The sequence below is a fragment of the Martelella sp. AD-3 genome (genome assembly GCF_001578105.1).
GTDB lineage: Bacteria > Pseudomonadota > Alphaproteobacteria > Rhizobiales > Rhizobiaceae > Martelella.
The window spans coordinates 2,548,924-2,563,487 of sequence record NZ_CP014275.1 but is presented as its reverse complement, the minus strand read 5'-3'; the positions used below and the strand labels follow the sequence as shown (position 1 = coordinate 2,563,487).

Genomic DNA, 14,564 nt, shown 5'->3' with positions numbered 1-14,564 from the left:
AAAAGCTAACTTCTGTGTCCGGTGTCCAGGTGGCGTTCCATGAAGTTGGAATAGCGCGACATGCCGAAGCAGAAGACCCAGAAAACGAGACCGGCGAACAAGAGGCCGGTGATCGGGGTAACGGGCGAGGCCCAGGTGGAGTCGGTGAAGTTGAACTTGATGATGCCGAGCAGATCGAACATGCCGATGATCGAGACAAGCGAGGTGTCCTTGAAGATCGAGATGAACTGGTTGACGATCGACGGAATGACCAGCTTGATGGCCTGCGGCAGAATGACCAGCCGCGTTGTCTGCCAATAGCCCAGGCCAAGCGATGCCGCGCCCTCGAACTGGCCCTTGGGCATCGCCTGCAGGCCGCCTCGGATCACCTCGGCCATATAGGCGGAGATGAACAGCGACACGCCGACGATCGCGCGCAGGAACTTGTTGATCGTCATGCCCTCGGGCAGGAACAGCGGCAGCATGACGCTCGCCATGAACAGGATCGTGATCAGCGGCACGCCGCGCACCACTTCGATGAACATGATCGAGAGCGTGCGCACCACCGGCAGTTTCGAGCGCCGCCCGAGCGCCAGCAGGATGCCGAACGGCAGCGATACCGCGATCGCGAAATAAGACAGGATCAGCGTCACCATCAGCCCGCCCCAGTCCGAGGTATCGACGACCGGAAGGCCGAAAACGCCGCCATAAAGGATGAAGAAGGAGACGAAGGGCAACGCCAGGAACAGCAGAAACGCGTTCCATGCCTTGTACGGCGCCTTCGGCATCAGCATCGGGATCAGCAGGATGGTGAATACCGCGCCGACGAGGATCGGACGCCAGAGTTCGGGGTCCGGATACCGGCCGAATATGATCTGATCCATCTTGTTGCCGATGAAGGCCCAGCAGGCCCCGCTCCATCCGTCAGGCTTAACGCCGCCCTGGGCGATGGTGGCGCAGGCCGCGCGATCGGTCCCGGTCCAGGCGGCGTTGATGAACAGCCAGTCGACGATGGGCGGGATGGCCCAGACCAGAAAGATAATGGCAATGATGGTGAGGACCGTATCCTTGGGGGTGGCGAAAAGGTTGGCCCTCAGCCACTGGATTGCGGTGCCTTCTTTCTTCGGCGCAGGCTGCTGCGCCTGCATTTCCTTTCGGACATAAGCCACGTCTTGCGCCATCTTATCTCTCCACCAGGGCCATCTTGGCATTGAACCAGTTCATGAAGATCGATGTCAGGATCGACAGGGTGAGGTAGATGATCATCCAGATCGTCACGACCTCGACAGCCTGTCCGGTCTGGTTGAGGACCGTTTTGCCGACGGCGACGATATCGGCGTAGCCGATCGCGACGGCGAGCGACGAGTTCTTGGTCAGGCTCAGATATTCGGATGTCAGCGGCGGAATGATGATCCGCATCGCCTGGGGCACGACGATGAGCCGGGTGACCTTGCGGGGATGCAGGCCGAGGGCCGATGCGGCCTCCGTCTGGCCCTTGGCAACGCCCAGAATGCCGCCGCGGATCGTCTCCGCCATGAAGGCTGCGGTATAGAGCGAGAGCGCCAGATAGAGCGACATGAATTCCGGACCGATCACGGCGCCGCCTGCAAGGTTGAAGCGGCCCTTGACCGGAATATCGAAGGTGATGGGCATGCCGGCGGCGAAATAGGCGCCAAGCGGCAGCAGGATCAGGATGGCGATGGCGGTTCTGACAACCGGAAACTGCTGGCCCGTGGCCATCTGGCGGCGCCTGGCCCAGCTGGCAATGCCGATGACGGCGGCAATCGCCACAATAAGTGCGGCGGCCATCAGCCAGGAACCGGGCCCGAAGATGGGGGTGGGAAAGGCCAGACCGCGATTGTTGAGATAGATGTCGAACGGCAGGGCGAGCGAGTCGCGCGCCGAAGGCAGCAATGACAGAACGCCGGTGTAGAAGAAGAAGATGACGAGCAATGGCGGAATATTGCGGAATATCTCGACATAGATCTCGCTCAGTCTGGCGATCAGCCAGTTCGAGGAAAGCCGTCCGATCCCCACGATAAAGCCGACGATTGTCGCGGTGATGATGCCCGCCACCGAGACGATGACCGTATTGATGATGCCGACGACAAGCGCCCGGCCATAGGTCATGTCGTTGTTGTAGGCGATCGGCGTCTGCGCGATGTCGAAGCCGGCGCGACTGTCGAGAAAGCTGAAACCGGATGCGATGCCGGCGTTCTGAAGGTTCGTGATGGTGTTGTCTGCGACCCACCAGACAAATCCGACGACCAGAATGACCGTCACCAACTGGTAGACGAAACCTCTGACGGCGGGATTGTATAGAAGTGCGGCAACCCGCGACTCCCCAAAGGAAGCGTTGCTTGTCGTGTCAGCCATGTGTTCCCCGGTTACCGGAAAGTTGTTGCCCGAAAGGGTTCTTGTTCTTGTCGGCGCATGGCGGGTTTCCGCCATGCGCCCGTTTTCAGATTGTCAACAACTTGCCTTAGCGGATCGGCGGGCCGTACTGCAGGCCGCCATCGGTCCACAGGGCGTTCAGGCCGCGATCGATCTTCAGCGGGCTTCCCGCGCCGACGGTCTTGTCGAAGACTTCGCCGTAATTGCCGACGAGCTTGACGACGTTGTAGGCCCACTTCTCGTCGAGACCGAGGTCGGCGCCGAGCTTGCTGTCGGTTTCAGTGCCGAGAAGGCGCTTGATCCCCGGATTGTCGGAGGTTTCGACCATTTCGTCGATGTTTTCCGAGGTGATGCCGAATTCTTCGGCGTTCAGCATCGCGTAGTGGACCCACGATACGATATCGCCCCACTGGTCATCGCCCTGGCGGACCGCCGGCCCGAGCGGCTCTTTCGAGATGATCTCCGGCAGGATCACGTAGTTGTCCGGATCGGTGAGCGTCAGGCGGATCGCGTAAAGGCCCGACTGGCCGGTGGTGTAAACGTCGCAACGGCCCTGGTTGAAGGCGTTGTTGACGTCCTCGAGCTGTTCGTAAACGACCGGGTTGTAGTCCATGCCGTTGGCCGAGAAGTAGTCGGCGAGGTTGAGCTCGGTGGTGGTGCCGGACAGCACGCACACGGCGGCGCCGGAAAGCTCCTTGGCCGACGAGACGCCGAGATCCTTCGGCACCATGAAGCCCTGGCCGTCATAATAGTTGACGGTGCGGAAATCGAGGCCGAGCGAGGTGTCGCGCGACAGCGTCCAGGTCGTGTTGCGGCTCAGCACGTCGACTTCGCCGGACTGCAGCGCCGGGAAACGGTCGGTGGCCGTCAGGGCCACGAAATTCACCTTGTCCGGGTCGCCGAAGATGGCGGCGGCGATGGCCCGGCAATATTCGACGTCCAGACCGGACCAGTTCCCCTCGTTGTCGGGCGCGGAAAAGCCTTGCAGGCCTGTGCTGACGCCGCAAGTCAGACTTCCCTTTGACTTCACGTCGTCAAGTGTCGCGGCCGCGGCGCCCTGGGCGCCAAGACCCAAGACCACTGCGCCGACCGCGGCAGACAGAATCGTCTTTTTCATTTTCCCAACCTTTGTTTATCGTTAAAACTTGAAGTTGTCCCTTTGGCCGTAGCCTACGGTCAAGCAGCGACAACTGCCCGCAAACCCCTCGGTGCGAGCATGAGTATCTTAGTCGTAATTTTCCAGATGGTCAATACTCGCCTCCGAAAAATGGTCTGATTTTGTGAAAAACGTCCGTTTTCGTTCAAAAAATGGGCAAGGCGGCAAATTATGGGCAATTTTATGCTGGTAATTCGGGCAGGGTTTCCTTTCATTAGTCTAATCCTTTAGTCGTAATTTGGTTTTCCTCTTTGCGGCTTGACCGGCCGGAAACGACGATTCAAAACAGGCGCGCGACTGCACCGTCCTCAACTCAGCGGAACATGATCATGGCTTTCAAGAAGACCGCCGGCAAAAAGGCCGGAGACAACACCATTCTCGCTCACACGGGCCATGATCCGGGATCGTTCCACGGTTTCGTCAATCCGCCGGTCGTGCACGCCTCGACGGTGCTGTTTCCGGATGCGAAAACGGCTGTCGGCGGTTCGCAGAAATACACCTACGGAACCCATGGCACGCCGACGACGGACGCGCTCTGCGCGGCGCTGAACGAGATCGAGAACGCCGCCGGGACGCTGCTTTACCCCTCCGGTCTCGCCTCCATCACCATGCCCTGGCTTGCCTTTCTTGCGCCGGGAGACCACATCCTGATCGTCGATTCGGTCTATGATCCGGCGCGCCGCTTCGCCGACAACGTCCTGACCCGCATGGGGGTCGAGGTTGAATATTACCACCCCGCACTGGGCCTTGAGGTCGAGAAGATGTTCAGGCCCAATACCCGCATCTTCCACACCGAGGCGCCCGGTTCGAACACGTTCGAGATGCAGGATATCCGGGCGCTGTCGGAACTCGCCCATGCCAGGGGCGCGATCGTCTCGATGGACAATACCTGGGCGACGCCGCTCTATTTCAAACCGCTCGATTTCGGCGTCGACCTCTCGCTCAACGCCGCGACAAAATACCCCTCCGGCCATTCCGATGTTCTGATGGGAACCGCGTCGGCCAACGCGCGCTGTTTCAGGCAGTTGGAGGAGCATTACACCTGGACCGGCATGTGCGCCGCGCCCGACGACAGCTACCAGATCCTGCGCGGACTGCGCACCATGGGCGTCAGGCTGGCCCATCACCAGAAAAGCGCGCTTGCGGTGGCGCTCTGGCTGGAGGAACGGCCGGAGGTCTCCCGCGTTCTTCACCCCGCCCTGCCGTCCTTTCCCGGCCACGATATCTGGAAGCGCGATTTCACCGGCGCCAGCGGTCTGTTTTCCTTCGTGCTGAAGGCGGAGGAGGGCGCGTTCAGGGCGCGCCAGCACGCCTTCCTCGATGCGCTCGACATTTTCGGGATCGGCTATTCCTGGGGCGGCTACGAATCGCTCGCCGTGCCGGTCAACCTGTCCAACCGCACGGTCTGCACCGCGCCGGAGGACGGCCCGGTCATCCGCCTGCATATCGGGCTGGAGGATGTCGAGGATCTGAAGGCGGATCTGGAAAAGGGTCTGGTTGCCGCGGCCGCGGCCTAGCGCATCGGCCCGAAAATCGGAATCGATTTTCGGAAAGCACAATGCGTAGATTCAACAGGTTAGAGTGTCCTTTGTGCGTCCGAAAGGACGCACGGCGCTCTAGGACCTTTTGCGGCAACGAGAAAGCCGGCGGGCCTGGGGAGGCGCGCCGGCTTTTTTGTTCGTTCAGCGGCGGTCGAAGCGTCGTTCGCCTGGTCGCATGGATGGGCCGGGACGCACGGGTCCCGGGCCGTAATAGGGCGGGCGGGCGCCCGGCGGCGGACGATGCGGCGGACGATGCGGCGGCGGTGCCGCATGCGGTGGCGGACGGTAGGGCGGCGGGGCTGCGTGCGGCGGCGGCGCGCCCCAGCCCGGACGATAACCGGGCGGCGGACGCCATCCGGGCGGCGGTCCGCCCCAGCCCGGCGGTGCGCGCCAGCCGGGCGGCGGCCGATAGGGCCTTGGCGGCGGCGGCGGCGGGTAGCGGTTCCAGGCCCCGTACCAGGGATAGCCGCGATAGTAATTGTTCCAGTAGGACTGGGAGAAGGCGGTGACGGCGATGCCGGTGGCAAAGGCTATTCCCGGCGTCAGCACCTGGCGTTGACCCTGATAGGGCACCTTCATGTAGCGCGCGGCAAGCCATCCGCGATAATTGGCGTAGGACACGTCGCACCAGCTGTAGTCGGCAAGGCAGCCATTATTGGCGATCGCCGCGCCCGCCGGCACGACGGTGATCACCGGATAGGAGGTTGACGGGCCGGCACGCAGGTTGACGCTGGTCGTCGCATAGGCGTTCACCGACTGGGCCTCGGCCTGAACGGCGAAAAGCGTCGCGGCGAGCGCGAGGCCGGTTGAGGTGATGAAGGCGCGGAGTTTCATGTTTCTGCTCCCCGTTGGGCGATGAGATCCAGTCTAGACCAGCAGGCTGAAACGGGGATGAACGAAATGTCGCGCCTCTCGGCGCGCACCGGTCTCAGATCCGGTCGAGCCCGTAGGCGTGATAGCCATAGAGCCAGTCGAGTTCGCCCGCGAGCGCTTCGGGCGAGCGCAGCTTCAGCACGATATCGCGGCCGATGCGAATGGGGCCTGACGCGTGATAGGCGAACTTGTTGAAGCCGGTGCGCTTGCGCAGCGCCGCAAGGCGCGGCTTGCGATGGGCGACGAAGGCCTCGAAGGCCTGGGGCGCTTCCATGCCGGCGAGGAAGGCGGCCAGTTCGAAACCATCCTCGATCGCCATTGCCGCCCCTTGCGCGGAAAATGGCATCAGCGCGTGGGCGGCATCGCCGATCACAATTGTGTCGCTGCCGTTGTGCCAGTTGCCTTCGCCCGCCTCGTAGAGCGGCCAGAAGGTTGGCTTGTCGGCGGAAAACAGCCGGGTCAGCTCCGGGTTCCAGCCCTTGAAGTGGCGCTCCAGCGCCGTTTTCCAGCTACTGTCGACCTCGGTGTGCCAGGCTTCCCCGGCGCTTGCGCCGGCGGCGATGGCGACGAGGTTGAAGCCGCCGACATCGCGCAGCGGATAGGCGACGAGATGGGCCATCGGTCCCATGAAGGCGGTCACGCTGTCGCGCTCGAGAAAGCCGGGCGCGTCTTCGGAAGAGAGCACGAAGCGCCAGGCGATATTGCCGGAAAAGCGCGCTTCCGGCGCGCCCTTGATCTGACGCCGGCTGTGCGACCAGACGCCGTCGGCGCAGATGATGATATCGGCGGGTTTTTCCGTCCTGCCGGAAAGCGTTGCCCTGTTTGCCTTGTCGATGCGGGCGCCGAGCCTGAGGGTTGCGAGCGGTTCATCCGCGACGGCGTGTTTGAGCGCCGATTGCAGCGTCGCGCGGTGCAGCGTGCCATAGGGGGCGCCCCAGCGCTTGCGCGCCTCGCCGACGGGAACGTGGGCGAGCTCCCTGAGCGTCAGGCCCGAGGCCAGCGCCACTTTCTTCGGCTCCCGCCACTGCCCCTCGAGCCGGCCGAGAACGCCGATCTTCGCCAGGCAGCGCGAGGCATTGGGCGAGATCTGCAGGCCGGCGCCGACTTCGGCGAGCGCATCCGCCTGCTCGAAGATCTCGCTGGAAATGCCGTGCCGGGCAAGCGCCAGAGCGGCCGTCAGGCCGGAAATGCCGGCGCCGACAATGGCTGCGTGTGAAATCGTCATCTTCTCCTCCCGACCCGTCGCCGCGCCATGACGAGACTGGCGCTGTCCGAGGGCTAGGTCAGGCGGCGTCGACGCGGTAGGCGCAGCCGGGCGGGTTGGTCTCTTCGCCGTGAAGGGCCGGCGAGAACTTGTAGAGCGTCGAGCAATAGGAACAGACCGCCTCGTCGTCATCGCCCATGTCGATGAAGATATGCGGATGGTCGAACGGTGCGGACGCGCCGACGCACATGAATTCCTTGACGCCGATCTCGATGGTCCTGTGTCCTTCGTCATTCTTGAAATGGGCGATCGCGTGGCCAGCCATAATTGTCTCCGGTTCCTTGAGCTTTCGGCCCGGACACTATAACTCTTCGCGGCAAATGTGTAGTACCCGAATTGCGATGGCGGGCGGTTTTGAACCACCCTTTTGCCGGGGTCTTTCGGGCAGAAGTCGACAACGGAGACGGCCGCGATGAACCTCAACCTTCCGCAGTTCAGATCGTTTGAACATGACGGGCTCGAACTCGCCTTTTTCGACGAGGGCGCGGGCGCGCCGGTGCTGCTGATCCACGGCTTCGCCTCGACGGCGGCGGTCAACTGGGTGCATCCGGGCTGGCTGAAGACGCTTGGCGATGCCGGCTACCGGGTGATCGCGATCGACAATCGCGGCCACGGCCAGAGCGACAAGCCGCATGACCCCGAGGTCTATTACCCTGCGCTGATGGCCGGAGACGCGGCGGCGCTGCTCGAGCATCTCGAAATCGAAAGCGCCCATGTGATGGGCTATTCGATGGGCGCGCGGATCTCGGCCTATCTGGCGCTCGCCCATCCGCAAAAGGTGCGCTCGCTCGTCTTCGGCGGCCTCGGCATCGGCCTTTGCGACGGGGTGGGCGACTGGGACGCGATCGCGGCGGCCCTGAGGGCGCCTTCGCTCGATGACGTCACCGACGAGAAGGGACGCATGTTCCGCGCCTTTGCCGACCAGACGAAGAGCGACCGTCTGGCCCTTGCCGCCTGCATCGAAACCTCGCGCCAGAACATTGCGCGGGACGAGATCGGAAAGATCGCGGCGCCGACGCTGATCGGCGTCGGCACGAAGGACGATCTGGCGGGCTCGCCGCAGACGCTGGCAGGGCAGATGCAGAACGCGATCGCGCTCGATATTCCCAATCGCGACCACATGCTGGCCGTCGGCGACAAGGTGTTCAAGAAGGCCGTTCTGGAATTCCTTGCGCGCGAGAACGGCGGCTGACACGAAAAACTGACCGCGGGCGCATTTGTAATCGGCTCGCAGTGAATCTATATTTGCGCCGGAACAGAAGCGACTTCGTTGGAAGGACAGGCGCGCGGCGCCCGAACCACAGGAGGCCACGATGGCCGCACATCCCGACAAGACCGGTCACGAGACCAGCCTGAAGGCCGTCGACCCGATCTGGGCGAGCCTCAGGGCCGAGGCGGAATACGCGCTTGAGAAGGACCCGATCCTTGCCGCCTTTCTCTATTCGACGATCCTGAACCACACATCGCTTGAGGATTGCGTCGTCTACCGCATCTGCGAGCGGCTCGATCATCCGGACGTCCAGGCGATCCTGCTGCGCCAGACCTTTGACGAGATGCGGCGCGACTGGCCGGAATGGGGCGATATCCTCCGGGTCGACATCCAGGCCGTCTATGACCGCGACCCGGCCTGCACCCGCTTCATGGAACCGGTGCTCTATTTCAAGGGGTTTCACGCAATCCAGACCCACAGGCTGGCGCACTGGCTGTGGCAGAAGGGACGCCAGGATTTCGCGCTCTACCTGCAGAGCCGCTCTTCCAGCGTGTTCCAGACCGACATCAATCCAGCCGCGAAAATGGGCAAGGGCATCTTCCTCGACCATGCGACCGGTCTCGTCGTCGGCATGACCGCCACGATCGGCGACGATGTCTCGATCCTGCAGGGCGTCACGCTCGGCGGCACGGGCAAGGAAAGCGGCGACCGCCACCCGAAGATCGGCGACAGCGTTCTGATCGGCGCCGGCGCCAAGGTGCTCGGCAACATCACCGTCGGCCATTGCTCGCGGATTGCCGCGGGCTCCGTGGTGCTGAAGCCGGTTCCGGCCAATTCGACGGTTGCGGGCGTTCCGGCGAAGGTGATCGGCACGGCCGGTTGCTCCGACCCCGCCCGGTCGATGGATCAGTTGATCGGCTCGGAAGACTGACAGCCCGGCCCTGAAATCCATCCGCTCGCGCATTTGCATTCTCGGCCCTTGCGTGTCACAAGCGCGCCACCACTTGAAGACCAGACGGAGTTCATCCCTTGAAGCCAGACGAAATCAAAAAGCTCGACTCCTATTTCAAGCGCATGTTCGGGCCGCTCTTTGCCGTGCGCGCGCGTCCGCGCAAGGACGATTCCTGCGAGGTCTACCGCGAGGACGAATTCATCGGCGTCATCTATCTCGACGATGAGGACGGCGACCGCTCCTTCAATTTCTCCATGGCGATCCTCGACGTCGATCTCGAGCCCTGATCGCAGGGCATATGCGTGACAGGAACCGGTCGTTCGAAACGGCCGGTTTTTTTGTGTCGTGTTTGCGGAATAGCCCAAAAAAAGGCCGGCCCAGGAAGGGCCGGCAAAGAAAAAAAGCGAAAAAGCTTTGGTGATCGGAAACTGTCTTGAACAGAAAAACTGAACATGCGCGGGCCAATATGGCGAGCTGATGAAAACCAGTCCGGGGGACACCGGCGCGAAAAACGCTGCGCCGTGCATCCCCGTTTGCCCTGGCCACGGGATAGTGTAAGAAGATCACGTTTTGATGACACATCGCCAATGATAATCCGACAGTCAAAAACCTTCTGATTGCGCTTTGACCTGTTGCGCTTGGAAGGTGCGTGAGGGGACTACGCATGCCGCCGATTTCCGAAATCCTGCAACTCGTCGTTCTGCTGGCAGTGGCCGGCTGCGTCGCCGGCTTCCTCGCCGGCCTCTTCGGCATTGGCGGCGGCGCCGTGCTGGTGCCGGTCTTCTACCAGGCCTTCGCGCTTGCCGGCGTGGACGAGGGCGTGCGCATGAAGCTCTGCGTCGGAACCTCGCTTGCCATCATCATTCCGACCTCGCTGCGTTCCTTCCAGTCGCATTACAAGCGCGGCACGGTGGACATGAAGCTGCTGAGGCAATGGATCATCGCCGTGCCCTTCGGCGCCATCGTCTCGGCCATGGTCATCGCCTATGCGCCGGGCGACGTGCTGCGCGCGGCCTTCGCCGTGATCACGCTGCTGATCGGCCTGAAGATGCTCTATCCGAAGGCCTCGAAATGGCGGCTCGGCGAGGACCTGCCGAAGAACCCCGCTCTGTTCGGCTGCGGCTGGCTGATCGGGCTTTTGTCCGGGCTGATCGGCATCGGCGGCGGCACGCTCAACAACACCTTCATGACGCTCTACAACCGGTCGATGCTGCAGGCGGTGGCGACGTCGGCGGGGGTCGGCGTGCTGATCTCGATCCCGAGTTTTGTCGGCAACGTCATCGGCGGCTGGGGCCATCCCGGGCTTCCGGTTCTGTCCACCGGCTATGTCAACTGGATCGCGGTGGCGCTGATCATTCCGATCACGCTCCTGATCGCGCCCGTCGGCGCGCGCGCCGCCCATGCGGTTTCCGACCGGGTGCTGACGGCCGGTTTCGGCATTTTCCTGCTGACGATCTCCGCCCGCTTCTTCATCTCGTTCTTCTGAACGCTCAATCGGTGAGGCGCAGTTCCTCGGCGCGCATGTCGACCGAACTCAGCGTGCCGAGGAAGCTCATGCCGAGCAGGCTTTGAGACAGAAGGCCTTCCCCGGCCACCATGGCGCGGACGTTGCGGCGCGTGATCGGGCCGATCGCGACCTCGTCAAGCGTGACGGGGGCCGCCATGGCGTTGCCGTTTGCCGTTGAGACCATCGCCGTGAAGCTGAGCGATCCGGCATCGAAGCCGATCCGCTCCGCGTCCCTTGTCGTCAGCGTCACCCGGCTTGCGCCGGTGTCGACCAGCATCGCCACGCTGACGCCGTCGACTTCGACATTGGCGGTGAAGTGCCCGTCGCGGCGCTTGCCGATAATCACCTGTTCGCGGCCGTCGACCATGGTCGTCGTCATCGACATGCCGGGCACGAGGCCGCCGAAGAGGCGGGCGCCGACCTCCCGGAAATCATGGCGGAAGATATAGGCGGCGGAAATGACCAGCAGGATCGCGGCCCAGATCAGCAGCGACTGGAACACATGGCCGAAATTGCGCTGGCCCTGCAGCACGCCGGCGGCGACGAGAACCAGCAGCGGCGCAAGCCAGAGCGCGGAGGCGAACTCGTCATTGGCAAGGCCGAGCGTGGTGCCGTCGCCGCCGGTGACCATCAGCATGATCATCCCCACTGCGACGATTGCGATCAGGATCCAGAACAGGCGCAAGGCGGTCACTCCCTCTTTGCAGGCGAAAGGCGCGCACTGAACCCGCGCCGTGTCATCGTGACCGGATATCGGGTTTCAGACGCAAATGGCAAGGGCGACGAGGAAGACGGTCTCGCTGATCCGGGCCGTGGCGCCGAGCGTATCGCCCGTGCAGCCGCCGAGACGGCGGGCGACGAACAGGCTGAAACCGAGGGCGGCGGCCGCGCCGCAGACAAGGGCGGCAAGCGCGGGCCACACCGTCCCGGTCGCGAGGGCCGAAAGGCCGATGATGACGACGCCGCCGAGAACTGCGCAGAGCGCCGACTGTCTTCCGGGGCGACCGAGGGCGGACGCTGCTCCGTCGGTGCGCGCTGACGGAAGGGCGCTCCATTGACAGACCATGGCGGCGCGCCCGCCTGCCGCTCCGGCGATGAGGAAAAGCGCTGCATTCCACGAACCCTCTGCAACCAGGACCGCAAGTGCGACGGCCTGCAACAGGATTGAGAGGATAAGGGCGATCGTACCGTAGGCTCCGGTGCTGCTGTCCTTCATGATCGCCAGCGCGGCCGCGCGGTCCTGTCCGCCGAAAAGGCCGTCGAAGGAATCGGCAAGACCGTCCTCGTGAAGCGCGCCGGTGACCATGAGGCTGACCGCGATTGCGATCAGCGCCGCCAGCAAAGGCCCGGCGCCGAGCATCGTCAGGGACGGCAAAACAAGGGCAGGCAACAGGGCTGCGAGAACGGCGGCAAGGGGAAAGGCCCATGCCGCGCGCGCGCCGTCCGGCGGAACGGTTTGCATTTGCGCCGGAATGGGATATCTCGTCAGAAAACCGGTTGCCACGGCGAGGTCTTTCGCCAGGTTCGACAGTCGCGTCATGGTGGCACTTTCGTCAATGTGTGCGCGATAGGTGTATAACTATGGCAGATCGAGACAACCTTGGATAGCCCGTTTATGCTCGTAATAGTAAAAAAGGACTTACTCTAGATGGAAGCCGCCGGACAGCCCTTCGATGATTTCCGTGCTCTGCTGGAGGCTCTCCCGGGAGCCGATACGCCAGCCCTTGCGGCGGCGCGGAAGCGTAATTCTTTGCTGACGAAGCCGGAGGGCGCGCTCGGACGCCTGGAAGAGATCGCCATGTGGCTTGCCGCCTGGAGCGGGCGTGCACCGTCGGTGAACCGTCCCATGGTCGCCGTCTTTGCCGGCAATCACGGCATCGCGGCCAAAGGCATCACGCCCTATCCGGCAACCGTCACGCAGCAAATGGTGGGCAATTTCGAGAAGGGTGGCGCGGCGATCAACCAGATCTGCGCCTCGGTCGACCTCAGCCTCAAGATCTTCGATCTGGCGCTCGACTATCCGACCGGCGATATTACCGTGGAGCCCGCCCTTTCCGAACGCGATTGCGCGGCGACCATGGCCTACGGCATGGAGGCGGTTGCCGGCGGGGTGGACCTGCTCTGCCTCGGCGAAATGGGCATCGGCAACACCGCGATTGCCGCGGCGCTCTGCCTCGGGCTTTACGGCGGTTCCGCCGCCGAATGGGTCGGCCCCGGAACCGGTGCGGAAGGCGAGATGCTGGAACGCAAGATCGCCGCCGTCGAACAGGCCGTGGCCTGCCACAAGGACCATCTCTCCGATCCGCTGGAACTGCTGCGCAGGCTCGGGGGACGCGAGTTCGCGGCAATCGCCGGGGCCATCATCGCCGCGCGGATGCAGAAGGTGCCGGTGTTGCTCGACGGCTATGCCGTGACCGCCGCCGCCGCCGTGCTGAAGGCCGCCAATCCCTCGGCGCTCGATCACTGCATGATCGCCCATGTCTCGGCCGAGCCGGGGCATCTGAAGCTGATCCAGAAGCTGGGCAAGACGCCGCTTCTTGCGCTCGGCATGCGCCTCGGCGAGGGCACGGGCGCGGCGCTTGCCGCAAGTCTGGTGAAATCGGCGGCGGCCTGCCACACCGGCATGGCGACCTTCGAGGAGGCCGGCGTCTCCGGACGGGGCTGATGCGACCTTTGTACCGGGCGCTGTTTGTGACGGCAATTCCCGTGCGTCGTCAAAGGCTTGTCGCGCAGCTGTAACATGCCGATGGCAGGGTGCGCCGACTTGGTCTTGAGCCGGAAGGAGACGGAATGGCCGAACCGCCGATCGAGAAGCAAAAGGGCATTCGCCATCTGTTCGCCGCCGGCGGCTATTCCTGGCAGGGCTTCCTGCGGCTGCTCAAGGAAGAAGCCTTTCGTCATGAACTGATCGGCTTCGTCATCGGCCTTGCCATATTCGTCCTTGTCGGTGCGAGCGGCCTCGAGTTCATGATCTTCGTGATCCTGATGTTCTCACTGTTTGCCGCCGAGGCGCTGAACACGGCCGTCGAGGAGATCATCGACCGGGTCTCGCCGGAACGCTCGGTGGAAGGCAAGCACGCCAAGGACCTCGGCTCCTTCGCCACCTTCTGCCTGATCTGCTGCAATGTCATCTACGCCGTCTATGTCGTGTTCTTCTAGAGCGCCGTCCGTCATGGGCGGGGGTGGCGATAGACGAGCGTCGCAGGATGGGGGCGCTGCGCCGTTTCGTCGAGGCTTGCGCCCAGTCGTTCGGCGAGCCTGATGGAGCGGCGGTTTTCCGGATCGATATAGCTGACGAAGCTTTGCTCCTCGCGCGCGGCAAAACCCCATTGCAGCATGGCAGCGGCGGCCTCCAGCGCATAGCCATGGCCCTCGGCGGCCTCGTAAAGAAACCAGCCAAGCTCCAGTTCGGGAAACAGCGGACCCTTGCACAGTGCGACCTGGCCGAGAACGGCGGCGTTGTCTTTGTCTTCGAGCATCAACGCGCCGTGCCCGAAGAGCTGCCATTGCGCGACATCGTTGCAGAAAAACGGCCAGGCTGTCTCGTCCGTGTGCGGGCCGCCCATGAATTGCGCGCGCGACGAGGCGAGAAAGGCAAGGTAGGCCGGCCAGTCGGCGAAGCGCGGCGCGCGCAGACGCAGTCGGTTCGTTTCAAGCGTGGGAATGACGGTCATGTGCTTTTGCAGGT

Annotated in this window: 16 protein-coding genes; 7 read left to right on the top strand and 9 right to left on the bottom strand. The window is 63.3% G+C overall.

Annotated elements, in window-relative coordinates:
- Nucleotides 1–5: 5 nt before the first annotated feature.
- The 3 genes from AZF01_RS11910 to AZF01_RS11900 form a co-directional block, all read right to left on the bottom strand.
- Nucleotides 6–1,160, bottom strand: a complete 1,155-nt coding sequence (locus AZF01_RS11910; protein ID WP_024707478.1) for an amino acid ABC transporter permease — start codon at nt 1,158–1,160, stop codon at nt 6–8.
- Nucleotide 1,161: 1 nt separating this feature from the next.
- Nucleotides 1,162–2,355, bottom strand: a complete 1,194-nt coding sequence (locus tag AZF01_RS11905) for an amino acid ABC transporter permease (protein ID WP_024707477.1) — start codon at nt 2,353–2,355, stop codon at nt 1,162–1,164.
- Between the two features lie 106 nt (nt 2,356–2,461).
- On the bottom strand, nt 2,462–3,490 hold the full coding sequence (locus tag AZF01_RS11900) for an amino acid ABC transporter substrate-binding protein (RefSeq protein WP_024707476.1): 1,029 nt from the start codon (nt 3,488–3,490) through the stop codon (nt 2,462–2,464).
- Nucleotides 3,491–3,858: 368 nt separating this feature from the next.
- On the opposite strand from AZF01_RS11900, the gene AZF01_RS11895 reads away from it, so the two are divergent.
- Nucleotides 3,859–5,046, top strand: a complete 1,188-nt coding sequence (locus tag AZF01_RS11895) for a cystathionine beta-lyase (RefSeq protein ID WP_024707475.1) — start codon at nt 3,859–3,861, stop codon at nt 5,044–5,046.
- A 165-nt stretch (nt 5,047–5,211) separates the two neighbouring features.
- Here AZF01_RS11895 and AZF01_RS11890 read toward each other — a convergent pair whose 3' ends face one another.
- The 3 genes from AZF01_RS11890 to AZF01_RS11880 all read right to left on the bottom strand — a co-directional run bounded on the left by AZF01_RS11890 (nt 5,212) and on the right by AZF01_RS11880 (nt 7,472).
- Nucleotides 5,212–5,904: an SH3 domain-containing protein gene (locus tag AZF01_RS11890; protein ID WP_024707474.1), complete on the bottom strand. Its 693-nt coding sequence runs from the start codon at nt 5,902–5,904 to the stop codon at nt 5,212–5,214.
- A 94-nt stretch (nt 5,905–5,998) separates the two neighbouring features.
- Entirely contained in the window at nt 5,999–7,168 is a 1,170-nt protein-coding gene (locus AZF01_RS11885; RefSeq protein WP_024707473.1) for an FAD-dependent monooxygenase, read from the bottom strand.
- Nucleotides 7,169–7,226: 58 nt separating this feature from the next.
- Entirely contained in the window at nt 7,227–7,472 is a 246-nt protein-coding gene (locus AZF01_RS11880) for a zinc-finger domain-containing protein (RefSeq protein WP_024707472.1), read from the bottom strand.
- Between the two features lie 147 nt (nt 7,473–7,619).
- On the opposite strand from AZF01_RS11880, the gene AZF01_RS11875 reads away from it, so the two are divergent.
- From AZF01_RS11875 to AZF01_RS11860, 4 genes are all read left to right on the top strand, one after another.
- Nucleotides 7,620–8,399 carry an alpha/beta fold hydrolase gene (locus AZF01_RS11875; protein WP_024707471.1) on the top strand — a complete coding sequence of 260 codons (780 nt, stop codon included), beginning with the start codon at nt 7,620–7,622 and terminating at the stop codon, nt 8,397–8,399.
- Nucleotides 8,400–8,520: 121 nt separating this feature from the next.
- Nucleotides 8,521–9,348: a serine O-acetyltransferase gene (gene cysE, locus AZF01_RS11870; RefSeq protein WP_024707470.1), complete on the top strand. Its 828-nt coding sequence runs from the start codon at nt 8,521–8,523 to the stop codon at nt 9,346–9,348.
- A 98-nt stretch (nt 9,349–9,446) separates the two neighbouring features.
- A complete protein-coding gene (locus tag AZF01_RS11865; RefSeq protein WP_024707469.1) occupies nt 9,447–9,656 on the top strand; it encodes a DUF3126 family protein in 210 nt (69 codons plus the stop codon).
- A 377-nt stretch (nt 9,657–10,033) separates the two neighbouring features.
- On the top strand, nt 10,034–10,855 hold the full coding sequence (locus AZF01_RS11860; protein WP_024707468.1) for a sulfite exporter TauE/SafE family protein: 822 nt from the start codon (nt 10,034–10,036) through the stop codon (nt 10,853–10,855).
- A 4-nt stretch (nt 10,856–10,859) separates the two neighbouring features.
- Here AZF01_RS11860 and AZF01_RS11855 read toward each other — a convergent pair whose 3' ends face one another.
- Nucleotides 10,860–11,570, bottom strand: coding sequence for a TIGR02281 family clan AA aspartic protease (locus AZF01_RS11855; protein WP_244435536.1), 711 nt, complete (start codon nt 11,568–11,570; stop codon nt 10,860–10,862).
- A gap of 66 nt (nt 11,571–11,636) precedes the next feature.
- Nucleotides 11,637–12,416: an adenosylcobinamide-GDP ribazoletransferase gene (locus AZF01_RS11850; RefSeq protein WP_024707466.1), complete on the bottom strand. Its 780-nt coding sequence runs from the start codon at nt 12,414–12,416 to the stop codon at nt 11,637–11,639.
- Nucleotides 12,417–12,524: 108 nt separating this feature from the next.
- On the opposite strand from AZF01_RS11850, the gene cobT reads away from it, so the two are divergent.
- Nucleotides 12,525–13,541: a nicotinate-nucleotide--dimethylbenzimidazole phosphoribosyltransferase gene (cobT, locus tag AZF01_RS11845; RefSeq protein ID WP_024707465.1), complete on the top strand. Its 1,017-nt coding sequence runs from the start codon at nt 12,525–12,527 to the stop codon at nt 13,539–13,541.
- Between the two features lie 125 nt (nt 13,542–13,666).
- Entirely contained in the window at nt 13,667–14,035 is a 369-nt protein-coding gene (locus tag AZF01_RS11840) for a diacylglycerol kinase (RefSeq protein ID WP_024707464.1), read from the top strand.
- Nucleotides 14,036–14,046: 11 nt separating this feature from the next.
- On the opposite strand, the gene AZF01_RS11835 is transcribed toward AZF01_RS11840, so the two are convergent.
- Nucleotides 14,047–14,550 (bottom strand): GNAT family N-acetyltransferase, encoded by a 504-nt coding sequence (locus AZF01_RS11835; protein ID WP_024707463.1) that lies wholly within the window; start codon nt 14,548–14,550, stop codon nt 14,047–14,049.
- Nucleotides 14,551–14,564: the final 14 nt, after the last annotated feature.